This window comes from Micromonospora sp. NPDC049139, from assembly GCF_055586845.1.
Map to the genome: position 1 here is coordinate 53903 of NZ_JBVJHK010000014.1, position 20858 is coordinate 74760.

The window sequence follows — 20858 nt, forward strand, 5'->3', positions numbered from 1 at the left end:
ATCGTCCCAGAATGACCCCGGTAACGCCGACGCTGCCCGCGAACACCGCGCTGCTCCACTACTACCTGCTGCAAGCGACGGGCGGGGATGACGCGACGGGGGCGGGGCTGCTGGTCGAGGAGTTCGTGCTGGACGACGACCTGTCGGCCGTACGGCTGCGCAGTGCCTGCTGGACGGCGACGGACGCCGGCTGGTCAAGCTCGGCCGCGTTCGTGCGGGCAGTCCGCACGGACCCGCGCCTGCGCTCCCGGTTGACGGCCGTGAACCGCCCCGGGGCGGAAGCGGCGTACGCCCGGCTCGGCGGCGGGGCCCTGCCGGACGAGGCCGCGCTGCGCCGGCACTTCGGCGACGACGTCCCGCTGGGGGCCGGTACGCCGCTGCGGCTGGGCACCGGCCCGGCGGTTCACCGGGTGCTCTTCGCCGGTGAACCGGACGGCGACGCGATAGCCCGCCTGTCGGCGTTGCTGCGGCTCGGCGGCGCCTCGGGCACGGACGCGACCGAGCCTGGCGTGGTCGGCACCGGCCGGCTGCGGGTCAACGACACGAACCACCTCTGGCAGCTCCGCCGGGTCGGCGGTGTCGCGTGGAGCATCGACGTGACGTCCGACCCGGCCGGTGGCGACGGGCTGCGCTGGGTGCTGCGCCAGGTCACCGACGTGGCCCGCTGCCACGGCCTGGTCCCCGCGACGATCGAGCGCCTCGCCTGACGACCGGAGGCCGGTGACTCGACCGGGATTCGCGCCCCGGCGGGGGGCTGCCGCAGCGGAGGCCCCGAAAAGGGTGTACGGGCCTCCGCTGCGTCGCGCGGCACCGTCAGTCGGCCAGGTTGACCCACACGTCGGTGGCCCACCGGGGGTGGTTGCAGTTGGCCTGCGACCAGGTCGGGCCCGGCTGCAGCCACGGCCCGGTCCGGTAGGTGCCGTCGTTGCACCGCACGAGCACCTGGAACGCGGGCATGCCGTAGTTGCACCGGGCGATGCCGTAGTACCAGCCCATCTCGGCGAAGCAGCCCGCCGGCGGTTGGTGGACGCCGGCGGAGGCCGGGCTCGCGACGCCGACGAGGCCGCCCACGGCCATCGACGTGGTGGCCGCGCCGAGGGCGACGCGGCGGATGATCTTGGAAATGCTCATGCCGATGAACGTATCGATCGGCGCTGTCACGCCGCTGTCGCGTCCGGCCGAACCGCGTCGACCGGACGAGGAGGAGAGCCGGTGACGCGGTCCCGGGGTCGAACTGGTATCCACACCGTGGTGGGTCGCGTCGGGTGGCCGCGGGCTTCGGCCTCGTGCGCGGGGTTCTCGACGGCGACCGGTGAGGGGAGGTCGAGTGGCGGGTCGGGTGTTGAGTCGGCGCCTGGCGCGGGGCGGGGTCGACGGCACGTCCGACATGGCCGGGCGCGGGTGGTCGCCGTGGCGGGTTGTCGTCGGGTTCGGGGTGGTCAGCCTCGCCGCGGACATGGTGTACGAGGGTGCCCGGTCGGTGTACGGGCCGCTGCTGGCCTCGCTGGGCGCCTCGGCGGTCGCGGTCGGGCTGGTCACCGGGGCCGGAGAGGCCGCGGCGTTGCTGCTGCGCCTGGCGTCCGGGCCGCTGGCGGACCGGACCCGCCGCTACTGGTCGTTGACGATCCTCGGGTACGCGTTGACCGCGCTCTGCGTGCCGCTGCTCGCCGTCACCCCGTTGCTGGGTGGCGCCGGCATGGCCGTCGCCGCGGCACTGATCATCGCCGAACGGCTCGGCAAGGCGATTCGCAGCCCGGCCAAGTCGGCCCTGCTCGCCGACGCCGCCGCACACGTGGGGCTGGGTCGGGGACTGGGCGTGCACAAGGCACTGGACCAGGTCGGCGCCTTCGCGGGTCCGCTGCTCGTCGCCGGAGTCGTCGCGCTGGCCGCGGGAGCGCTGTGGCCGGGACTGGCCGCACTTGCCGCACCCGGGGCCGTCACCATGCTGCTGCTGGTCGTCGTGCGGGCCCGCGCGGCTGCCCCCGCGCCGCAGGGCGATGCCGCACCGCGCCCGCCCGCCCGTCCAGCGGGCCGGGTGTCGCTGCCGGCCCGCTTCCACTGGTTCGCGGCGGCGATGGCGCTGTGCACCGCGGGCCTGGTGACGTTCGGGCTGATCGGCTTCCACCTCGTACGCGCCGGGGTCGTCGCGACCGCCACGGTGCCGCTGTTGTACGCGGCGGCGATGGGCGCGGGTGCGCTCGCCGCGCTGGTGACCGGTCTGATCTACGACCGGGCCGGCCCGTGGGTACTGGTGGTGCTTCCCGCGCTGATTGCTGCCGTGCCCGTTCTGACGTTCGGCGGAGGCCCACTGCTGGCGACGGCCGGGGTGCTGGTCTGGGGTGCCGCCGTGGGTGTGCAGGACTCCACCGTCAAGGCTCTCGTGGCCGATCTCGTGCCCGGTGCGCGGCGAGCCACGGCGTACGGGGTGTTCGCCGCCGTGCAGGGTGCTGGTGCCCTGGCCGGAGGCGCTGCCGCGGGAGGACTGTACGAACACTCCGCGGCGAGCCTGGTGGTGGCCGTGGCGGTCTCGCAGGCCGCCGCGGCGACGGCACTCGTGGGCATCCTGGCAAGGATCCGCACCGCGCGCCGGGGCTGAGGAATGCCTCGCCCTCGGTGCGTGGCATGCGGTGCACCGTGACGTCTCATTCCTCGACCCACTCGAGCAGGTCACCGGGCTGGCAGTCGAGCACCCGGCACATGGCTTCCAGGGTGCTGAAACGGACGGCCTTGGCACGACCGTTCTTCAGCACGGCCACGTTCGCCGGCGTGAGCCCGACGCGCTCGGCGAACTCACCGACGCTCATCTTGCGTTTCGCCAGTTCGACGTCGATGCGGACGACGATGGGCATCAGATCACCGCTTCCATGTCGGTGCGCAGCATCGTGGCCTGCCGCAGCAGGGCACGCATCACCACCATCAGGAGCCCCAGCACGGCGACACCCACCAACATCAGGAACAGCAGGAGGGGCAGCCCGGGATCTGTCGCTCCGAAACCGACGTAGAGAAAGACGCCCAACAGCACCACCCAGGCGGCGGCGATCGCCCACACGATCGCGTTCACCCACCCCATGGCGGCGTCGCTGAAGATGCGGTCGTTCCTGACCAGAGTGAGCAACTTCCAGGTCGACACGATCACCACCTGAATGCACAGCACCCAGAACACCGTGACGGCGGTCATCGGCCACCTGAGGTAGGCGAGGTCCGGGGACTCCTTGGCCATGTGCGCGAACTGGCCGGGCAGCGACATGGTCTGGAACAGGACCAGGATCCCGAACAGCAACACGAGGAAGACTCTGAGCGGGGCCACCGCTCGATGCTCGGTGAACATGCATCGACTATCGCTCGTAACCTATCGATTGTCAATCGGTTGCCCGCTGGCTGAGGTAGGTCAAGCGCGGGCGGCTGGCTCGGCGGGCGCGGCGGTGGGGCCGTCACCCGATCCGCCGCCGGGTGACTCGGAATGCGGGCCCCGCCACGTCGTACGGGTGGACGCGCGCAGCCGGCGGCTGATCACGGCGGCGTCCTGGCCGACCCAGCCGAGCAACGCGGATCCCCTGTTGCGCTGGAACGGCAGGCCGACGTAATACAGGCCGGGCACCGGGCTCACGCCGTCGACGTGGACGGGCAGCCCGTCTGCCGGGTCGACGGCGCCGGGCACCCGCAGCCAGCCGAAGTCGGCGCGGAAGCCCGTCGCCCAGACCACGACGGAAGGCGTCAGCTCCTGTCCGTCGGCCGTCCGCAGTGTTCGGCCCTGCGCGCCGGTCACGCGACCGACGACCCGGACACCCCGTCGGCGCAGGGCGCGCGGACCGGTCCCGATCAGGGGGTCCCGCGCCCGGATCCGCCGTCCCAGCCAGCCCTCGGCGGGGGCCCGTACCGCCCCGAGGACGTCCAGCCAGGTGAAGATGTCGACGCCGAAGGGGCGCTGCGGAAGGGCCGGCTGCCGCGTCCCGAGCGACAACGTGACGGACCGCGACGCCGCCAGCTCGGCGGCGATCTGCATGCCGGAGTTGCCGCCGCCCACCACCAGGACGGCGCCATCGGGAAGGTCGGCGGGGCGCTGGTACTGGACGCTGTGCAACTGGACCAGCTCCGCGGCCAGGCCATCGCTCAGCGCCGGGACATGGGGGACCTGGAAGGGACCGGTCGCCACGACCACGGCACGCGCCGTGCGGACTCCGTTGGCCGTGACAGCCTCGAAGGCACCCTCGGAGGTCCGACGCAGCAGCCGTACGGCCGCGCCGTGCTCGACGGGCAGGGCGTGGTGTTCGGCATAGGCCGCCAGGTAGTCCGCCACCTCGTCCTTGCTGGGGTAGTGGCCGGGCGGAGCGGGAAAGGGCAGCCCGGGCAGGGCGCTGTGCCGCGCCGGGGTGAACAGCCGCAGCGAGTCCCAACGGTTTCGCCACGCGTCCCCGACCCGCGTGCCCGCGTCCAGCAGAAGGACGTCGAATCCGGCGCGGCGCAACTCGTACCCCGCGGCGAGACCGGCCTGGCCCGCACCGATGATGAGAATTTCTGTCACGACATCCACGATTCCCCGGCGCCGCGTCCAAGGCTTGGACGAACCTGCTGACCCTCCCACCGCACCCCGCGCAGCAGCTCGGACGGCGCCAACCCGAACATGCTCCGGAACACCCTGGTCAGGTGGGAGGAGTCGGCGAAGCCGGCCTCGTGCGCGGCCTGCGTCAGGGACCCGCCCGACGACAACAGCAGCAGGGCCGCGCGCAGCCGTTCCCACCGCACGTAGGCACGGAACGGCAGCCCCAGCTCCTGCCGGAACAGGTGCGACAGCCTGCTCTCCGACAGGTGCACGGCTCGCGCCACCTCGCCGAGCCCCACCCTGCCGGGCAGCAGGGTAGGAACAAGATCCACCGCCTCGGCCACGGCGGCGTGTCGCGGGCGCGCGGTCGGGATCTCGCCCCTCACCACGGACCGGATCACGGCGTCGATCGCCTCCGCCGACGAGACGTCGCCGGCCGGGGGTGGTGGATGCGGATCCAGCCGCCACCGCGCGGCCGAAGCGGATCCCGATTCGCCGCGGTTGAGCAGCCGGCCGAGACTGGACACCGGGTCGATCAACGCGAGCAGGCCGTCCGCCGCACCCTGGACGACGGCGTGCGCGGTGTTCGCCGGAATCAGCGCCGCACGGCAGGAATGGTCGATGCCGTCGGCGCCCCGGAGCACCAGGACGGTGTCGCGGGCGACGAGCAGTTGCACCGCGTGGTGCGAATGCGTCCCGGCCGCACCGATCTCGCCGCGGTAGTAGATCCGGCCCGGCGCCAGCCCCACCCACCCCCGCCACGTGGCGTTCAACTCACCTGCTCCTTGCGCGTCGCCGGCACGGGACCACGGGTGCCGGCGCCTCGTCAACGCAGCGAGCGTACGCTCGGCCGCCGACCCCTGACGGTCACGTTCATCTGACCGGGCCGCAGAACCGGCTCGGCGTGAAGGGGCTGCCGGGTGCCGCGGTGGGCCGCCACACCGGATTCAACTCGATGGCGAGGGCGGGTGCGTGCCAGGCGGCCCCCAGCCGCTGGAGCAGACCGAACTCGCGGCGGCGGCGGTTGACGTCCTCGCCGGCGAGGAAGTCGGTCAGGTCGTCGGTGGCGTCCGCCCGGTCGATGATCTTGCCGTGGAAGGCCGACACCTCGACGACCGGGATATGGATCAACTGACCCGGTGGGGCCTCGGCAGCGGTCACCGTCGGCAGGAAGGCGATCACTCGTACGCCCTGGACGGGACACAACGTCTGGTACCGGTAGAAGGGCGCCTCGTCGAGCAGCGAGCGGATGAACGGCTCGTCCGGCGTGCTGGGTGCCGCGCTGCCGATGGTCGTCACATGGAACAGCGCCCGCAGCACCCACCCGGTCGCCAGCCCCCAGCCGGTGCTGGCGTCCGGCGGTGGATAGTACGTCCGCCCGGTGCGGACCAGCGGGCTGAACATCGCCAGCGCCCGCACCGGAGAGTCGGGCAGGTCCCGCAGGTAGGTGCGGGCCACCATCACTCCCTCGCTCTGCGCGACCAGGGCGATCGGCCGTCCGGTGCGCCGGTGTACCGCCTCGACCTGGAGGGCGAGCAAGTGGGAGCTGGACGTCAGTGACCGATGGGTGGCCCTCGGACCGTACGGCAGCGGATGCCCGCCCGCGCCCAGGCCGACGTAGGAGAACCGCTCCACGTTCGGATCCGTCGCAGGTCGGCCGTCGTAGGCGGAGTTGTGGCCGGCGAGCAGGATCACCGCGTACGGCACCCGCTCGGGCAGCAACCGGTCGAAGATCGGCGGTGTGAAGGGGGCCGCCTGCCGGCGGGGCTCGAAGAGCGCCTGCGCTGTCAGCGGGATGGCCAGGGCCAGCACCACCACGATCGGCACCACCGGCACCCGCCGCCACCGCACCTGTTTCTGGAGGACGGCTGCCCGCACCGTCCGGTTCCACAGCAGGCCGTTGACCGCGCCGGCGACCGCGGCAACGAGCGGCGTCAGGGCCTGCGGAGCGCTCCCCACCAGCCCGCCGGCCACGCTGATCACCACGAAGTCGAGCAGCGACCAGGCCACCAACTCGGCCGAGGGCAACCCGCGCCACAGGCCCCGGCCCACCGACATCCGCTGCAGGAAGGGAGCGAGCAGCACCATCGGGACCAGCGAGGCGAACAGGAACCAGGACAGCGAGGCCACCGACGCCGCGACCGAGTACGCGGCGAACGGCAGGACGAGGACCGCGCCCAACGCCGCCACTTCGAGGTTGCGCCGCAACAGCGCCCGGTACGGCGGCCGTGGGACGCGTGCCGGCCAGGCGAGGCCGACCAGCGTCGCGGACAGCACCCCACGCAGCAGGATCGCGCCCAGCAGTCCGGCCCAGAACGTCAGCCAGGAGTTGTGGTAGACCAGCAGCCAGCGCATGTCGTGGTAGGAGTCGTACGGCCAGACCGCCGAGATCTGTGGGGCGAGCCCCTTTGCCGTGACGAACCCGCTCGGCATGAGCACGAGCACCTCGGCCAGCGGGACCACCGCGGCGATCCCGAGGAGCGCCGCCAGCCGGCGCTGGGTCGATCGCACCAGTCCCCCTTCGGCACGCAACTCTTCGCCGACTTTCCCGCGTCGTGGCGCCAAGGGGGCGGTTTCGGAGGAATCGGTCCGTTCCCGGGCGTGGGTATTCGGGTCTGACGGCTCAGTGCGCGGGCGTTCCCGCGGCGGACTTGCCCTTGCGTCTGGTGCGTGCGGCGTACGCCCGGCGCATCTTGACGTAGTTGCCGCAGCCGGCCATGGAGCACCAGCGGCGGGCCTGGTTCCGGGAGGCGTCGTAGTACGCCCAGCGGCAGGTGTCGCGGGCGCACACCTTCAACCTCGTCCAGCTCTGCTCCGCACCGCATTGCCGGACGGCGTCCAGCAAGGCGGCCAGGGCCTGGTCGAGGGCGGTGTCGCGGGCGGCGACGAGGCGGTGTCCGCAGTCGGTGAAGGTCATCCGCACCGGCACGCCGGCCAGTGCCCGGTCGAGTCGTTCCAGCGCGGTGGCGTCGGCGGGATGGCCGGCGTGGCCGAGCAGCACCGCGCGCAGGCCCTCGCGGACGGTCACGGCGACGGCGAGGTCGGCCGCCCGCAACCGGGCGTCGGGTCGGAGCAGCCGACGTTGCGCGAACCAGTCCCGGAGCCGGTCGGGGGCGGTGAGCGACTCCTCGTCGACCTGCGGCTCGAAGGTGTTGACGAAGTCCCGGACCAGACGGGCGGCGGGCGGGATCACGTCCTCCTCGCTCATCGCACCCCCCTCGGTTCACACCAGCGTAGTGCCTTGACAGGTGTCACCACGTCTGTACACCATCAAAGTGTTTTTGCTGGTGTAGCAGGGACGCGACGAAGGCGGGGAAGGCCCGATGCCCACCACGCTCCGCGACGTGGCGCAGTTGGCCCAGGTGTCGGTGAAGACGGTCTCCAACGTGGTGAACGGTTACCCGCACGTCAGCGCCGGGATGCGCCGCCGCGTCGAGGCTGCCGTCGAGGCACTCGACTACCGTCCGAACCGCTCCGCCCGGACCCTGCGAACCGGGCGGACCGGAATGCTCGCCCTGATCGTGTCGGCGGCGGATCTGCCCGGGATCGGCGGGCTCGCGCGGGCGGTCGTCCGCGCCGCGGCAGGGCGCGGCTACCGCGTCGTCGTCAACCCGGTCGACTCCGACCCCGCACGCGCCGCCATCGCGAACCCTCCGCTACCTGTCGACGGCTGCCTCCTGCTCGCCGACCTTCCGGCCGCGCCGGGCGTCGGCGGGCTGCCCCTCGTCCGGCTCGGCCGGCCCGCCCCCGGCGGTCACGTGGACCGGGTCGGCATCGACCACGCCCGGGCCAGCCGGGACGCCACCGCACACCTGCTGGGCGCCGGCCGGCGGCGCATCGCCGCCATCGACGCCGGACCGGGCGAGCCGTCACCGACACCGCCGGGCATCCAGGGGTACGCCGACGCCCTCCGCGCCGCGGGCCTCGCCCCGCTCCCCGGCCACCTCCTACGGGCGCCGTCCCACCAGCGCGCCGACGGCTACCGGGCCGCCCGTACGCTGCTGGCCCAGCACCTGCGCCCGGACGCCGTCGTCTGCGCCTCGGACGCCCTGGCGGTCGGCACCCTGTGCGCCGCGTTCGACGCCGGCGTGCGCGTCCCGGAAGACCTCGCGGTCATCGGCGTCGGCGGCAGCGAGGAGGGGCGTTGGACTCGGCCGGCGCTCAGCACCGTCTCCGCCGACACCGGGTTCATCGCCCGCCAGGCCGTGGCCCGGATCGTCGCCCGCATCGCCGAGCCGCACGCCGCCCCGGTCGACGTGGTGGCGCCCCACACCCTGCTGCTTCGGGCGAGTACGCGGAGGGCCGACCGGTCCGGGATGCTCCACGCCTCGCGCTGATCCCGGTGTCAGGGCTGCCGTCGCCGCACGGCGGCCCCGTGCACCTCCTCACGGAACCGACGGCGGTACGTGGTCGGGGTGACGCCGACGACCCTCAGGAAGGCACGACGCATCGTCTCGGCCGAGCCGAAACCGCAGAGACGCGCGACGGAGGTGACGCCGGCATCTCCGGTTTCGAGGAGTTCCCGGGCCGCGTGCACCCGGATCAGCTCGACGTACCGGGCCGGGGTGGTGCCGAGCTCGCGGCGGAACAGTCGGGTCAGCTGGCGCTCGCTGACCGCCGCGCGGGCCGCCATGGTGGCGAGGCTGTGTTCGGCCGACGGTCGCGCCTCGACCGCGTCGAGCACCCGGCGCAGCACCGGCCCCCTCGCGGGCCCGGGGCCGGGCAGGTCACGCTGCGCCTGGCCACCGGGCCGGTGGAGAAACACGACCAGGTGTCCGGCAACGGTGCGCGCCCGGTCGACACCGAGGTCCTCGGCCACGAGGGCGAGCGCGAGGTCGATGCCCGCGGTCATCCCCGCCCAGGTCAGGTACGGGCCGTCGCGGACACAGGTGACACCGGGCCGCACCGCTACGCGGGGAAACCGGGCCGCCAGGTCGCCGCAGGCGGCCCAGTGGGTTGTGGCCCGCCGGCCCTCCAGCAGACCCGCCTCGGCCAACACCAACGCGCCCGTACAGACCGACGCCACCCGCCGTGCCGACCGACCGATCCGCCGTACCTGCTCGACCACGGTGGCGGGTGGACGGTTGCCGGCCGTCGTCGGACAGCCCGCGACCATCAGCGTGTCGACCGGAGTACGGACCTCGGGCAGGGCCAGGTCGACCCCCATCCACACGCCGACGTCGGTACGCACCGGCCGCCCGTCGGGCGATACGAGCCGCGTCCGGTAGCCGCCGGAGCCGCTCAGGACCTGGAGCGGCCCCGCCACGTCCAGCAGGACCGCACCGTCGTACACGACGAGGAACACCTCACGCCCGTCATCTGCCGCCATACCTACAGGTCCGATGCGCCGGCCGGCTGGTTCCCCGGGACAGCTTCATTTCGCCGTCCGGTGGGTCGGCGTCGGCCGGCAACGGCACCGGACCGCCTGATGCGGACCGGATCCCCTCGGATCCGGACCAGCCGCACCGGCCCGGGAACCACGGCGGTGGCCGGGCCGACCAGTGCGACATGCACGGACATCAACCGAAGAACCGCTCGACCGTTCCATGTCGAACCACCAGGAGGTCATGAATGTCGGCGATGGACGTCAACCGGCGGACGGTGCTGCGGGCCGCGGCCGCTGGCGGGGCGGGCGTGGGCCTGGCCGGCACCGGCCTGGCCGCCCCGGCCTCGGCCGGGCAGCGCACCGACTCCAGCGGGCCGGCCCGGAAGCTGCGCATCGCGATCCTGCTCTTCGACGGGGTCACGGCGGTGGACGCGATCGGCCCGTACGAGGTGCTGTGCCGGATCCCGGGCGCCGACGTGATGACCGTCGGCAGGCAGGCCGGCCGGGTGCGGACGGACACCGGGGTGCTCACGCTCGGCGTCGACCACACGCTGAGCCAGGTAGGCAGGGCCGACGTGCTGCTGGTGCCCGGGGGAAACGTTCGCGACGTGCAGGCGGACCCCGAGACGATCCGATGGATCCAACGGCTCCACCGGCACACCACGTGGACCGTCTCGGTCTGTACCGGATCCCTGGTGCTGGGCGCGGCCGGCCTGTTGCGCGGGCTGCCGGCCACCACGTACTGGGGTCTCAAGGCCGAACTCGCTCAGTTCGGCGCGACGTTCGTGCCGGGCCGCTTCGTCGAGGCAGGTCGGATCATCACCGCGGCCGGCATGTCCGCCGGGATCGACATGTCCCTGCATCTCGCCGCGAAGCTCGCCGGCGACCGGATCGCACAGGCCCTGCAACTGGTCGTGGAGTACGACCCCCAACCACCGTTCGACACGGGCAGCCCCGACAAGGCCGGTCCGGAGCTGACCCGCCTGGCACTGCGGCTGCTCAGGAACTCCGGCGCCCGCTGACCCGGGGTCTGGGGAAGCGGGCCGGTCAGGGCGCCGGATCGCGCTGTTCGAACCGGACACTGCGCAGGATCGAGACCATCGTCTGGCAGTACTCCGCCCAGTCGGCGAGGCTCAGGCTGGTCAGGCGTAGGACCAGGGGGTACGGCGCGTCGGGCAGGGGCACGACCGCCTGGACGTGGGCGACCGGGACGACGGCCGGTTCCGGCTGCGCGCCGAGCCGCGTGGGGATCGGCGTGCTGGAACCAGCCAGCACGACCACCGCCGGACCGCACGGCAGGACCCGTCGCTCCACCCGCTGGTACGGGCCCGCCTCGCGCCGTCGACCGCCAGCCTTCTCCTGCTGTACGGCGTCGTCCTCGCCCCCGCCCAGGCTCCACGCCCGCTCCATCCTCGTTCGACTGCCGCGACATGGTACGGCCACCGCTACGGCAGTCCGGTTAAGGATCATGACCGGCGTGCGAGGTCGAGACACCGCCAACAGCGAGGCTCGAACGGTGGTGCGGTGGCGGACCCGCAAGATCATCATAATATGATCTTGGGCTTGATTCACGTCGGTGGGCGCACGGCGGGCATGCCCGCGTCCCCGCATCGTCAAGCACTACGAAGGAGAGCCCCTCTTGCGTCTTCGCGTTGCAAAGGTCGCGCTGCCGCTCGTCGCCGTCGCGCTGCTGTCCGCCTGCGGCGGTGGCCAGGCCGAAACTGGTGACGACAGTGGCACCGGCATCCCGAAGTCCCCGGAAGATTCGTACGCGGCGATCATGAAGGCCATCTACGCCGCCGACGGGCCTCGGGTGTGCTCACTGATGACTCCCGACGCCGCCGACAAGTTCATCAGGGAGATGAGGCGGTGGAAGGACGCCGAGGGCACGACCTGCGAGGGGGTGGTGGACTCCTTCGCCAGCCAGCAGTCGGGTCCGCCGCCGAAGGAGTGGGGGCCCACGATGTACGGCAAGGTCGAGTACCCCAACCAGTTCTTCGCCATGCTGGAGAACTGCCCGACGGACGCGAACGGCGACTTCCAGCCGAACTTCGCCGCGGTGACCTGGAAGAAGCAGGACGGCGGCTGGATCATCACAGAGTTCGACATCAGCACCGGCTGCGGAGGCTGAGGCCGCCGGCCGGTGTCCGGCCTGGACCGGTCCGAGGCCGACCAGGACGTCAGGTAGGAGCGCCGGCTCTCTCGTGCGAGCGGGCCGGCGCTCCTACCGTCCCTGGACACGCTCGTCCATCGGCCCGGCGGGCGCGGAAGCCAGGGCCGGTGATGCCGCACGGCTCCCCCGGCACATCACCATGCCGGACAGCGCCGACCGTCCCGCCGCAGGGCGAACCGTCACGCCCGCATGACAACCCGATCCGCCTCCTTCCCCCGGCGGCACGCTGGGCGGGGGTGGCGGACGAAGGGTCTGGACGGCCCGGCGGGGTCAGGGCAATACTGGCTGGCCGGTCCTTACGTGGCCGGCGCCCGGAGGGCGGGGGCGGGAAGTGGGATGAGAATGCTGCGTGGGCTCGGGATCGGCGAGCAGGACGAAGCGGTCTACGTGGAGCTGCTGCGCCGCCGCCGGGCGACCGTCGCGGATCTCACGGAGGCGGTGCAGATGGCGGCGCCGGCGGTGACAGCCGCGATGGCGCGACTGGTCGCGCTCGGCCTGGTCACCGGTGACGACGGCGGCCTGCACACCGTCGTACCGCCCGACGTCGGGCTCGGCACCCTCATCGTCCAGCGTCAGGCCGCACTGCAACAGGTCCAGGGCCGGCTGGGGGAACTGGTGCAGGTGTACCGGACCGGGGCGACCTCCACGGTGGGTGAGGTGGAGGCGCTCACCACCCCGGAGGAGCTCGCCACCTGGATCGACAACATGGAGCGGGGCGCCAAACGGGAGATCATGGCGTTCTTCCGGCCTCCGTACGTGCTGGACGGCGACCTCGATGTCTCCACCGACGTGCCCGCCTACCGTTACGTGTACGAGCGCGCCGCCCTCGACGATCCGCGTACCCCCGCCGAGATCGGCAGGTTCCTCAAGAGCGGGTACGAGATCAGGATCGCTGCCGAGCTGCCCAGCAAGATGATCATCGTGGACCGGGAGACGGTGCTGCTGCCGATGCTGCCCGACCAGACGAGCGTCCATCCCGGATTCCTCCTTGTGCGGGGTCAGGCACTGGTGCACCTGCTGGTGGCGCTCTTCGAGCGGGTCTGGCAGGCGGCCACGCCGTTGCGGCTCACCGCCACGGGTCTCGCCGAGGGGTCTCCCGCGTGGGACGACGTCGACGTCGCGCTGCTGACGTACCTGCTCTCCGGGATGCCGGACAAAACGGTGGCCAGCCGGCTCGGGACCAGCGAACGCACGGTGCAGCGCCGGATCCAGCGGCTGATGAAGCTGGCCGGGACCGACAGCCGCATGCAGTTGGCCTGGTACGCCGCCCGGTCGGGGCTCATCTCGCCCTGACCGGGAATGCCGGTCGTCCCCGCCCGCGCCGCGGGCGGGGACGACCGTGGGACGGTTATCCCCGCAGCTTGTAGGCGCGGGTCACGGTCTGCTCGACGGTGTTGCCGTCAGCGTCGGTGGCCTGCACCCGCAGGGAGACGAAACCGTTGGTGTCGGCCAGCGCCGGGCTCTTGACGGTGCCCTTGACGGTGGCGCCGCCCGCGGCGGTGACGGTCACCTGCTGCCAGGTGGCGCCGTCGTCGTAGGAGGCCCACAGCTTCGCCTCACGGATCCGCGGGCCGGCCAGGCCCTTCGGGTACCAGAAGTCGAGGCTGATGTCGGTCGTCGACTGCGCCTGCACGCTGTTGTCGAGATCGACGTCGACGTCGTAACCGACCGACAGCACCGGCAGAAGCGCCCGGTCGCCGTCCCGCTGGGAGTGGAACGTCCAGGCGGTCTTCACCGTGGTGGAGGTCGTCCACCACGGCTGGTCCCGCCGTACGTCTGTCACCACGCGGTACTCGGCACGCTCCGGCGTCATCGGGAAGGCCACCGCCGCGGCCGGAGCGGACCCGAGCAACTGGCCGTCGCGGTACACGGCGGTCAGTACCTTGTCGGTGTTGTTGGGGACCGTCCACAACTGGCCGGTCGCCGCGTCCAGGAGGCCGGTGTTCAGCACGACGCCCACGTCGCCGATCCGGGCGGCTCCCTCCGGGTGGTCGGCGGGTATGGCGGACCGGACGACCGGCTTGTTCCATGCCCGGGTCAGCCGCTGCCTGGGCTCGAACACCGACGGGAGCGTCTGCTGGAAGCCGGGGATCGACTCCCACACGCCGGCCGGTGCCATGATCTCCCACGTCGGCCGGCCGGCGGTGACGTATTCGGTGAGGGACCTCGGCATGGTCGTCCGGATGAAGGTCATGACGATGAAGGGCTGCAGCGGCGAGGTGAGGAGCCGCGCGTATCCGGCTTCGGTGCCGGGCGTCGAGGCGTGGAAGGACGTGTCGACCGTGGCAAGTTCCTCGGCGCTGACCTGGTAGCGCTGGTCGGCCGAGATGCCGTGCTGGTACTTGAGCAGCTCGTAGGAGTACGGGCTCACCGCCGTCCCCTTGAGCTGGATCATGACGTCGCCTCGGCGGGCGAGACCGGCCAGTCGAGCGCCCTGCTCGCCGGAGAGGGTCATGGCCGGGATGGCGGTCGGCGCCGTCCGGTAGACGTCGGTACCCCACTGGGCGGGGACGTCGTTGTAGATGATGATCATGCCAGCGCCGGCCGCCGCCGCGTTCGCGATCTGCTGCGACGGGGTGACGTCGTCGCTGCGCCGTACCAGCGCCAACGTGCCCTTGACGGACTTGCCCGCGTAGTCCTGCGGTCGTCCGATGCCGGCGTCCACCACGCGCAGGACCTGTGTGCCGTCGAAGCGGGCGGAGCCGACCCAGCCGCCGACGTACTCCGGCGTGATCGGGAAGGCTCCGGGACCGACCAGCTGCGCCTCCAACGACGGTGCGGTCAGCGTCCAGGCCAGCCGGTGCTCGAGGTTTTCGTCCTTGAGCTGCGACGGGATGGCGTGCAGCTTCGTGTGGCCGTTGAATTCGGTCTGGAGCCCGTACATGCGCGACTTGTCGTCCTTCAGCAGCGACATCCCCAACCGGACCCGCTGCGGCTGGCTCGGCTTGGGCGTCTGGATGCCGACCTGGCTCGACTTGCTTCCGTCAAAGGTGATGGTGCGGTCGGAGTCGACGAGCACGCCCGATTCCGCGCCGTAGACGTGGTCCCGGACCTGCTGGTAGTCGGGGGTGAACCGGTAGGTCCCCGACGCGAAGGCGTACTCGCCGCGGGGCAGCCTCAGCTCCAGGGTGCCCTCGGCGCCGAGGATGAAGTGGATGTCGACGGGCCCGGGATTGTCGAGATCGAAGACCCAGATGCTGCTGTAGGTGGACGCCGGCGCCTTGCCGTCCAGGTCCGTCAGCTTCACGCTCACGTTGAAGCGCTCCGGGTCCCGGACGAAGCCGACCGCCGTCGTCACGACCGTCCCGCCGTCGGCGGAGGCGGCAGTGACGTGCGCGCCGTACGTCCCGACCGGCACCACGCCGCTGTTGGCGGTGACCGTCACGTCGGCCGTGCCGCGGGCCGGCACGGTCACCGTGTCGGCGCCCAAGGTCAGCGCTCCGGCCGGCAACTGCCCGACGCCCTTGGTCGTCAGCGCGAGGGTGACCGGCTGGTCGCCGTCGTTGACGTAGGTGATCTGCTTGGCGACCGGGGCGGTCGACTCCCACGCCTGCAGGCCGAAGTCGACCACGCCGGGCCCGGACACGGTCTGCCGCACGGCGCGGCTCACGTCGGTGCGGCCGGCGCCCTAGGCGTACACCGAGGTGTCCGCCGTGGTCTTCGCCGTGCTGACCAGCTGGCCCTTCAGCCGCGCCGGAGTCCAGTCCGGGTGCTGCTGGGCCAGGATCGCGGCCGCACCCGCCACGTGCGGGGTGGCCATGGAGGTGCCGCTGGCGGCGGTGTAGTGGTCGCCCGCAGGGGTGCCCATGCTGGTGCCGGCCGCCCGGGCGGCGACGATGTTCGAGCCGGGGGCGGTGATCTCCGGCTTGAGGGCGCCGCTGGCGAGCGGGCCACGGCTGGAGAAGGAGGTGACCGCGTCGGTGCGGTCCACGGCGCCGACGGTCAGCGCCGACGCGGCGATGCCGGGCGAGCCGACAGTCGTCGCCCCGGGCCCGGAGTTCCCGGACGCGATGGTGAACAGCACGCCCGTCTCGGCCGTCAGCTGGTCGACCGCCTCGGCCATCGGGTCGGCTCCGTCGCCGGCCGTGCCGCCCAGGCTCATCGAGACGACCTTCGCACCCGAGTGGGCCGCCCAGTCCATCCCGGCGATGATCCACGACTCCTCGCCGCCGCCCGCGTCGCTGAGCACCTTGCCGACGAGGAGTTGCGCGCCGGGCGCGACGCCCTTGTATCTGCCGCCGGAGGCCGCGCCCGTGCCGGCGATCGTGGCGGCGACGTGGGTGCCGTGTCCGTGCCCGTCCTGGACGGACTCACCCGGCACGAAGCTCTGGCTCTCAGCGATCTTGCCAGCCAGGTCCGGGTGGTTCAGGTCCGCGCCGGTGTCCAGCACGGCGACCTTCACGCCGGTGCCGTCGTATCCGGCGGCCCACGCGGCCGGCGCGCCGATCTGCGGCACGCTCTCGTCGAGCAGGGCGTGCACCTTGCCGTCCAGCCAGAGCCGCTCGATGCCCCCGGCGAGCCGGGCCCTGGGGGTACGGGCCTTGGCGGTGTCGTCGTCGACCGCCTCCCAGAAGGTGGCGGCCTGCTTCTTGTCAGCGGCGATGGCGGCGCCCCGGACGCTGGGCAGGCTCCGCTTCATCCGGCTGCCGGCGGGGGCCGACCGTACGGCTGCCTTGGCCGTCCCGGCGGGGTACCGCACGATCAGCGGGATCGCCGTGGCGTGCGCGTCGTCGTAGCCCTGCGCGATCAGGCCCGTGACGTTGAACAGGCGCCTGTCCACCTGGCCGGACGCGATGAGCGGCTCGACCGCCAACGGTACGACGTAGACGTCGGTGCCGACCGAGTAGGTGCGGAAGTTGCCGACCGGGCCGTCGTGCGGGGTGACGGTGATCGCCGGCTTGCCGCCCTGCGTCGTCACCGTGACCACGTCACCGGTGACGAGGGTGACCCGTGCCGCCTTCGACGACGGAGGTACGGCGGCGGTTACCTCGCCGGCAGGCGCCGGCGGCTTGCCGTGCGCGCCTGCGCCGACGGTCGCGACGAGTGTCGCGGCGAGCGCGACGCCGAGCAGCGTCGATCTTCTGGTTCGCATTGACCTGGCCCCTCCTTCTGCCGGTACCTGAGGTCCGTACCGGTGGGGCAAAGCTTCGTGAAGGCGGGGCGACCGCGCTACGGCTGCGCCTGGCGAACACTGGACATGTCAGGTCGCCGCCACAGCTGATCGGAGGGTGCGCATACATCGCTACCGCCCCGTGACCACCGTCGGCTGGCGCGCCGACGACCGGCGCGGCGGGGCGCTAAGGGCGTGGATCCCGTCCGCGGGGCGGCGGTGGCGGGGTCGGTTCGCTGGGGCGGACCCGCCAGGAGACGGCGTCCGTCGCGGCGATCCCGGCGAGGATGACGACGGCCACCACGGCGATCAGGATCGGCGGAAGGAACGCGACCACGGGCGCCAGCGCGACCAGCAGGAGCAGTCCGATCACCCGGGACAGGGCGACCCGGCTGAAGGACAGGTAGTCGAGTCGGGCCCGGCCGGCCAGGTAGATCGCCGGTCCGCAGAGGATGACGGCGGACCAGGCGAGGTTGGGCCCGGCGAACGGGTGGGTGATGATGATTTCGTCGCCGACCGAGCTGAGCACGATGCCGCCGGCCATGAGCAGGTGGGCGTACGAGGCGGACCGGCTGAACACCGCCGGCGTGGTGCTCGCCGCGATCACGGCCGGGAGCAGCAGCCCGGCCCGGTAGAAGTAGATCCGCCACAGCAGCGTGGTGATGGCGAACGTCAGGATGAACGCGATCACCCGGTCCCGCTCGAAGCCGAGCCCGGCGAACTGTCCGCCCGCCGCCAGGATCGACTCACCGAACGCGACGATCATGATCTGCTGGTAGCGCTCGGCGAGATGCTCCGCGGAGACCGCCTGCGTGGTGATCCGGGCCGGACCGAGCTTGGGCAGCCGGAAGTCCAGCCGACTCATGACGTACCCGAGGACGGCGGCGACGAGCCAGATGACCACCCGGGCGTTGCCGTCGGTGAGCGCGCCCGCGATCCACAGCACTCCGGAGATGCAGGACCAGATGAACTGCTGCAGGGAGCCGATCGTCACTTCCTGGCCGTGCATCGCGACCGTGACGAACAGGGTGCGGCCGACCTGGATGAGGACGTAGGCGGCGGCGAAGATCATGCCGTCCTCGGCGAACGCCTCGGGCACCGCGCCCGCCATGATCAGGGTGCCGAGCATGATCGGGATGATCACGAGTTGGATCGCGGGCTGGGCGGGGTTGAGGCGGTTGGTGGTCCAGGCGGTGAAGACCCAGACCCACCAGAACGCGGCGAGCAGGATCCCGGTGTGCAGCGCGCCGAGCCAGGTGAGGTCGCTGAACAGGGTGTGGGACAGCCGGGTCAGCGCGAAGACGAAGATCACGTCGAAGAAGAGCTCGACGTAGGTGGCGCGCTGGGGCTCGGCGTGATCCCTCCTGAGGTCGCGCGGGTTGCCGGCGGTCATCGGCACGCCCGTTCCGTCGGTTCTGCGCAGCCTGCCATCAGTCGTACCGTGCGCCGCGCCGCCGTCGGCCTGGCTCACGCCGACGCATGTCGAACACCCGCGCCTCCCGCTCTCCGCAACCACTGCGGCGACATGCATGCCGGGTGGGTTGGCCTGTCCGGTCCTGTGCCGCGCGTCGACGGCCGAGTCCGGCGCGCCGGTCGAGGGGAAGTGCAGGTCACCCGGGGCAGGTCAGAAGGGTGTGACGTCCGACCGGAGGGCCTGCCGGTCAGGGTACATCGGACGGATCGGCCGGCACGGCGCGATTGACAGCATCCGATGGCTCAGCGTCGGGGAGGGTGGGAGCGTCGGTGGGGTAGAGGCCGGCGACGAAGCCGTACACCTGGTCGCCGGACCGGGGGATCTGGGCGAACCGGCGGGCGAGTTCCTGGACCTGCGCCCAGAAGTTGCGTACCTCCTCGACGGGAATACGGGCGTGCACGAGGGTGCACCGCAGGTCGTCGGCCGCGTGGGCGGCGGCCGACTCGGCGGTCGCCTGCGCGAGCCCGTTGATGGCGGCCACGACCTGCTTGTCCTCACTGCGGCTGAGCGCGCCGACGTAGAACGTACGGGCGACCCGGCCGTAGTACCGCTCCTCGATCGCCCGCACGCGGCGGGTGCGGACCACGCGCAGGAGACCGACGTCGACGAGCAGGTTCACGTGGTAGGCGACGCTGCTCTTGGGGCGGTCGACCGCCCGGGCCATCTCGGTGACCGTGGCGGCGCGCTCGAGGAGCAGCTCCAGGAGGGTGTCGCGCAGCGGGTCGGCCAGCGCACGCAGCTGCTCGGGCGCGGTGACCACGAGCATCTCGTCGAGGTCGTAGTCCGGGATCCGCTCATTGACCGACATTTCTCGACCGTTCTAAAATTGTGGATCGTTTGATCCTCGCCGTCCGATGTCAGGAGTGTAGAGATGGCCGAAGTCGTGCTGTTCCACCACGTGCAGGGGCTCACCGACGGGATGCGCGCGTTCGCCGAGCAGTTGCGCGCCGGCGGCCACACGGTGCACACGCCGGACCTGTTCGACGGCGAACGACCGGCGACCCTCGAGGACGGGCTCGCGCTGACCCGGCGCATCGGGGGTGAGGTGCTCGACGAGCGCGCCGACCGAGCCGTGGCCGACCTCCCCGGGACGCTGGTCTATGCCGGCTTCTCCTTCGGTGCCGCCACGGCCCAGCGGATGGCCCAGACCCGGCCCGGCGCGCGCGGCGCGCTGCTCTACGAAGCCTGCCTTCCGATCACCGGCGAGTGGGCCGTCGGGCCGTGGCCCACCGGGGTCCCGGTGCAGATCCACGGCATGGACAAGGACCCGTTCTTCGCGCTGGAGGGCGACATCGACGCCGCACGCGAACTGGTCGCGACGGTCGGAGCCGACCTGGGCGAGCTGTGCGTCTACCCGGGCGACCAGCACCTGTTCGCCGACAGCTCGCTGCCGTCGTACGACGCGGAGGCGACGGCGCTGGTGGTGCGGCGATCGCGGCAGTTCCTCGACCGGGTGGGCTGACCCGCGGGGGGCTCAGCCCTGCCCGCCCCGGCACAGGGTCGACGGGCCGTCGGGCGCGCTGTCCCGGTACGCCTCCGAGTCTAGGACCGGCGCGTAACCCAGGTCGCGCCGGGCCGCGTCGAGGTCGAAGACCGCCCGGGTGTTCGCCGAGGTGATCGTGTACGCCCCGAAGCCGACGTCGGCCCGCAGCGCGCGGCGTACCGCCTGGCCCAGGTCCGCCGGGCCGAGCCAGGTGTCGAACCAGCCCTGCGTCGGCGGCACGGGACGGCAGCCGCCGAGGCGCAGACAGACCACGGAGAGGGCACCCGAGTCCGCGTACACCCGGGCGGCGGCCTCGCCGAAGACCTTGGTGGCGCCGTAGCGGCAGCACGGGTGGGGTGGCCACGAGTCGCGTATCGGACCGGCCGCGGGCCGGGCGGCCGGTGGGTGGTAGCCGCCGAGGACGTGGACGGAGCTGGCGAGCACCACCCGGCGTACGCCCGCCTCCGCCGCCGCCGCCAGGACCCGGGTCGGCACCTCGACGTTGGGGCCGTGCAGCCGGTCCCAGTCCTCGCCCGGCCGCGGGTTCCCGGCCAGGTGCACGACCGCGTCCACCCCGGCGCAGAGCCGCTCGGCGAACCCCCGGTCGGCGAGGTCGCCGGGCAGCACCTCCGCCGGCCCGACCGGCTGCGGGGCGCGCAGGTCGGTCAGCCGCAGCTCGTGTTCCCCGGCGAGTTCGGGCACGAGCAGCCCGGCCACCCCGCCGGCCGCGCCGGTCACCAGTACCCGCATCC

21 protein-coding genes are annotated in these 20858 nt (G+C 72.4%); 7 read left to right on the forward strand and 14 right to left on the reverse strand.

All coding sequences use genetic code 11. The features are described from left to right. Positions 1-11 precede the first annotated feature (11 nt). The gene (locus tag ACZ6Q9_RS22310; protein ID WP_393263667.1) at positions 12-707 is read left to right on the forward strand and encodes a hypothetical protein; all 696 of its coding nucleotides are present in this window, start codon (positions 12-14) and stop codon (positions 705-707) included. Between the two features lie 106 nt (positions 708-813). On the opposite strand, the gene ACZ6Q9_RS22315 is transcribed toward ACZ6Q9_RS22310, so the two are convergent. After that, positions 814-1131, reverse strand: coding sequence for a hypothetical protein (locus tag ACZ6Q9_RS22315; RefSeq protein WP_393456593.1), 318 nt, complete (start codon positions 1129-1131; stop codon positions 814-816). Between the two features lie 256 nt (positions 1132-1387). Here ACZ6Q9_RS22315 and ACZ6Q9_RS22320 point away from each other — a divergent pair, with 256 nt between their 5' ends. Further along, a complete protein-coding gene (locus tag ACZ6Q9_RS22320; RefSeq protein WP_393456625.1) occupies positions 1388-2596 on the forward strand; it encodes an MFS transporter in 1209 nt (402 codons plus the stop codon). A 46-nt stretch (positions 2597-2642) separates the two neighbouring features. Here the strand turns inward: ACZ6Q9_RS22320 and ACZ6Q9_RS22325 are convergent, their stop codons facing one another. The 6 genes from ACZ6Q9_RS22325 to ACZ6Q9_RS22350 all read right to left on the reverse strand — a co-directional run bounded on the left by ACZ6Q9_RS22325 (position 2643) and on the right by ACZ6Q9_RS22350 (position 7748). After that, entirely contained in the window at positions 2643-2849 is a 207-nt protein-coding gene (locus ACZ6Q9_RS22325; RefSeq protein WP_091094605.1) for a helix-turn-helix domain-containing protein, read from the reverse strand. Further along, positions 2849-3328: a DUF2975 domain-containing protein gene (locus tag ACZ6Q9_RS22330; RefSeq protein ID WP_396829508.1), complete on the reverse strand. Its 480-nt coding sequence runs from the start codon at positions 3326-3328 to the stop codon at positions 2849-2851. The genes ACZ6Q9_RS22325 and ACZ6Q9_RS22330 overlap by 1 nt, the downstream gene beginning before the upstream one ends. A 60-nt stretch (positions 3329-3388) precedes the next feature. Beyond that, complete coding sequence (locus tag ACZ6Q9_RS22335; protein ID WP_396829507.1) at positions 3389-4522, reverse strand: flavin-containing monooxygenase; 1134 nt, start codon at positions 4520-4522, stop codon at positions 3389-3391. Next, a complete protein-coding gene (locus tag ACZ6Q9_RS22340) occupies positions 4519-5313 on the reverse strand; it encodes a helix-turn-helix transcriptional regulator (protein WP_396829506.1) in 795 nt (264 codons plus the stop codon). The genes ACZ6Q9_RS22335 and ACZ6Q9_RS22340 overlap by 4 nt, the downstream gene beginning before the upstream one ends. Positions 5314-5413: 100 nt before the next feature. Continuing rightward, positions 5414-7051: a hypothetical protein gene (locus ACZ6Q9_RS22345; protein ID WP_396829505.1), complete on the reverse strand. Its 1638-nt coding sequence runs from the start codon at positions 7049-7051 to the stop codon at positions 5414-5416. A gap of 112 nt (positions 7052-7163) precedes the next feature. Then, positions 7164-7748, reverse strand: a complete 585-nt coding sequence (locus tag ACZ6Q9_RS22350; protein WP_396829504.1) for a CGNR zinc finger domain-containing protein — start codon at positions 7746-7748, stop codon at positions 7164-7166. Between the two features lie 115 nt (positions 7749-7863). Here ACZ6Q9_RS22350 and ACZ6Q9_RS22355 point away from each other — a divergent pair, with 115 nt between their 5' ends. Then, the gene (locus ACZ6Q9_RS22355) at positions 7864-8877 is read left to right on the forward strand and encodes a LacI family DNA-binding transcriptional regulator (RefSeq protein WP_396829503.1); all 1014 of its coding nucleotides are present in this window, start codon (positions 7864-7866) and stop codon (positions 8875-8877) included. A gap of 8 nt (positions 8878-8885) precedes the next feature. Here the strand turns inward: ACZ6Q9_RS22355 and ACZ6Q9_RS22360 are convergent, their stop codons facing one another. Beyond that, positions 8886-9869 (reverse strand): GlxA family transcriptional regulator, encoded by a 984-nt coding sequence (locus ACZ6Q9_RS22360; RefSeq protein ID WP_396829502.1) that lies wholly within the window; start codon positions 9867-9869, stop codon positions 8886-8888. A 242-nt stretch (positions 9870-10111) separates the two neighbouring features. Between ACZ6Q9_RS22360 and ACZ6Q9_RS22365 the strand changes: the two genes are divergently transcribed. Beyond that, a complete protein-coding gene (locus tag ACZ6Q9_RS22365; protein WP_396829501.1) occupies positions 10112-10888 on the forward strand; it encodes a DJ-1/PfpI family protein in 777 nt (258 codons plus the stop codon). Positions 10889-10913: 25 nt separating this feature from the next. Here the strand turns inward: ACZ6Q9_RS22365 and ACZ6Q9_RS22370 are convergent, their stop codons facing one another. Next, the gene (locus tag ACZ6Q9_RS22370; protein ID WP_396829500.1) at positions 10914-11276 is read right to left on the reverse strand and encodes a hypothetical protein; all 363 of its coding nucleotides are present in this window, start codon (positions 11274-11276) and stop codon (positions 10914-10916) included. A 229-nt stretch (positions 11277-11505) separates the two neighbouring features. Here ACZ6Q9_RS22370 and ACZ6Q9_RS22375 point away from each other — a divergent pair, with 229 nt between their 5' ends. Both ACZ6Q9_RS22375 and ACZ6Q9_RS22380 read left to right on the forward strand, forming a co-directional pair. Continuing rightward, complete coding sequence (locus tag ACZ6Q9_RS22375) at positions 11506-11997, forward strand: hypothetical protein (protein ID WP_396829499.1); 492 nt, start codon at positions 11506-11508, stop codon at positions 11995-11997. A 378-nt stretch (positions 11998-12375) separates the two neighbouring features. Further along, on the forward strand, positions 12376-13332 hold the full coding sequence (locus tag ACZ6Q9_RS22380) for a helix-turn-helix domain-containing protein (RefSeq protein ID WP_396829498.1): 957 nt from the start codon (positions 12376-12378) through the stop codon (positions 13330-13332). 55 nt (positions 13333-13387) lie between these two features. Here ACZ6Q9_RS22380 and ACZ6Q9_RS22385 read toward each other — a convergent pair whose 3' ends face one another. The 4 genes from ACZ6Q9_RS22385 to ACZ6Q9_RS22400 all read right to left on the reverse strand — a co-directional run bounded on the left by ACZ6Q9_RS22385 (position 13388) and on the right by ACZ6Q9_RS22400 (position 19431). Beyond that, positions 13388-15637: a PA domain-containing protein gene (locus tag ACZ6Q9_RS22385; RefSeq protein ID WP_396829497.1), complete on the reverse strand. Its 2250-nt coding sequence runs from the start codon at positions 15635-15637 to the stop codon at positions 13388-13390. 30 nt (positions 15638-15667) lie between these two features. Then, complete coding sequence (locus ACZ6Q9_RS22390; RefSeq protein ID WP_396829496.1) at positions 15668-17131, reverse strand: S8 family serine peptidase; 1464 nt, start codon at positions 17129-17131, stop codon at positions 15668-15670. Positions 17132-17336: 205 nt separating this feature from the next. Then, the gene (locus tag ACZ6Q9_RS22395) at positions 17337-18542 is read right to left on the reverse strand and encodes a low temperature requirement protein A (RefSeq protein ID WP_396829528.1); all 1206 of its coding nucleotides are present in this window, start codon (positions 18540-18542) and stop codon (positions 17337-17339) included. Between the two features lie 268 nt (positions 18543-18810). Further along, the gene (locus tag ACZ6Q9_RS22400) at positions 18811-19431 is read right to left on the reverse strand and encodes a helix-turn-helix domain-containing protein (RefSeq protein ID WP_393456563.1); all 621 of its coding nucleotides are present in this window, start codon (positions 19429-19431) and stop codon (positions 18811-18813) included. A 63-nt stretch (positions 19432-19494) separates the two neighbouring features. On the opposite strand from ACZ6Q9_RS22400, the gene ACZ6Q9_RS22405 reads away from it, so the two are divergent. Then, positions 19495-20085, forward strand: a complete 591-nt coding sequence (locus tag ACZ6Q9_RS22405; RefSeq protein ID WP_396829495.1) for a dienelactone hydrolase family protein — start codon at positions 19495-19497, stop codon at positions 20083-20085. Positions 20086-20097: 12 nt separating this feature from the next. Here ACZ6Q9_RS22405 and ACZ6Q9_RS22410 read toward each other — a convergent pair whose 3' ends face one another. Further along, the gene (locus ACZ6Q9_RS22410) at positions 20098-20856 is read right to left on the reverse strand and encodes an NAD-dependent epimerase/dehydratase family protein (RefSeq protein ID WP_393456557.1); all 759 of its coding nucleotides are present in this window, start codon (positions 20854-20856) and stop codon (positions 20098-20100) included. Positions 20857-20858: the final 2 nt, after the last annotated feature.

Coding starts and splice junctions, on each gene's coding strand:
- ACZ6Q9_RS22310 (WP_393263667.1), top strand. CDS start 12: ATGACCCCGGTAACGCCGACGCTGCCCGCGAACACCGCGCTGCTCCAC.
- ACZ6Q9_RS22315 (WP_393456593.1), bottom strand. CDS start 1,131: ATGAGCATTTCCAAGATCATCCGCCGCGTCGCCCTCGGCGCGGCCACC.
- ACZ6Q9_RS22320 (WP_393456625.1), top strand. CDS start 1,388: ATGGCCGGGCGCGGGTGGTCGCCGTGGCGGGTTGTCGTCGGGTTCGGG.
- ACZ6Q9_RS22325 (WP_091094605.1), bottom strand. CDS start 2,849: ATGCCCATCGTCGTCCGCATCGACGTCGAACTGGCGAAACGCAAGATG.
- ACZ6Q9_RS22330 (WP_396829508.1), bottom strand. CDS start 3,328: ATGTTCACCGAGCATCGAGCGGTGGCCCCGCTCAGAGTCTTCCTCGTG.
- ACZ6Q9_RS22350 (WP_396829504.1), bottom strand. CDS start 7,748: ATGAGCGAGGAGGACGTGATCCCGCCCGCCGCCCGTCTGGTCCGGGAC.
- ACZ6Q9_RS22355 (WP_396829503.1), top strand. CDS start 7,864: ATGCCCACCACGCTCCGCGACGTGGCGCAGTTGGCCCAGGTGTCGGTG.
- ACZ6Q9_RS22360 (WP_396829502.1), bottom strand. CDS start 9,869: ATGGCGGCAGATGACGGGCGTGAGGTGTTCCTCGTCGTGTACGACGGT.
- ACZ6Q9_RS22365 (WP_396829501.1), top strand. CDS start 10,112: ATGTCGGCGATGGACGTCAACCGGCGGACGGTGCTGCGGGCCGCGGCC.
- ACZ6Q9_RS22370 (WP_396829500.1), bottom strand. CDS start 11,276: ATGGAGCGGGCGTGGAGCCTGGGCGGGGGCGAGGACGACGCCGTACAG.
- ACZ6Q9_RS22380 (WP_396829498.1), top strand. CDS start 12,376: ATGAGAATGCTGCGTGGGCTCGGGATCGGCGAGCAGGACGAAGCGGTC.
- ACZ6Q9_RS22390 (WP_396829496.1), bottom strand. CDS start 17,131: ATGCGAACCAGAAGATCGACGCTGCTCGGCGTCGCGCTCGCCGCGACA.
- ACZ6Q9_RS22395 (WP_396829528.1), bottom strand. CDS start 18,542: ATGACCGCCGGCAACCCGCGCGACCTCAGGAGGGATCACGCCGAGCCC.
- ACZ6Q9_RS22400 (WP_393456563.1), bottom strand. CDS start 19,431: ATGTCGGTCAATGAGCGGATCCCGGACTACGACCTCGACGAGATGCTC.
- ACZ6Q9_RS22405 (WP_396829495.1), top strand. CDS start 19,495: ATGGCCGAAGTCGTGCTGTTCCACCACGTGCAGGGGCTCACCGACGGG.
- ACZ6Q9_RS22410 (WP_393456557.1), bottom strand. CDS start 20,856: ATGCGGGTACTGGTGACCGGCGCGGCCGGCGGGGTGGCCGGGCTGCTC.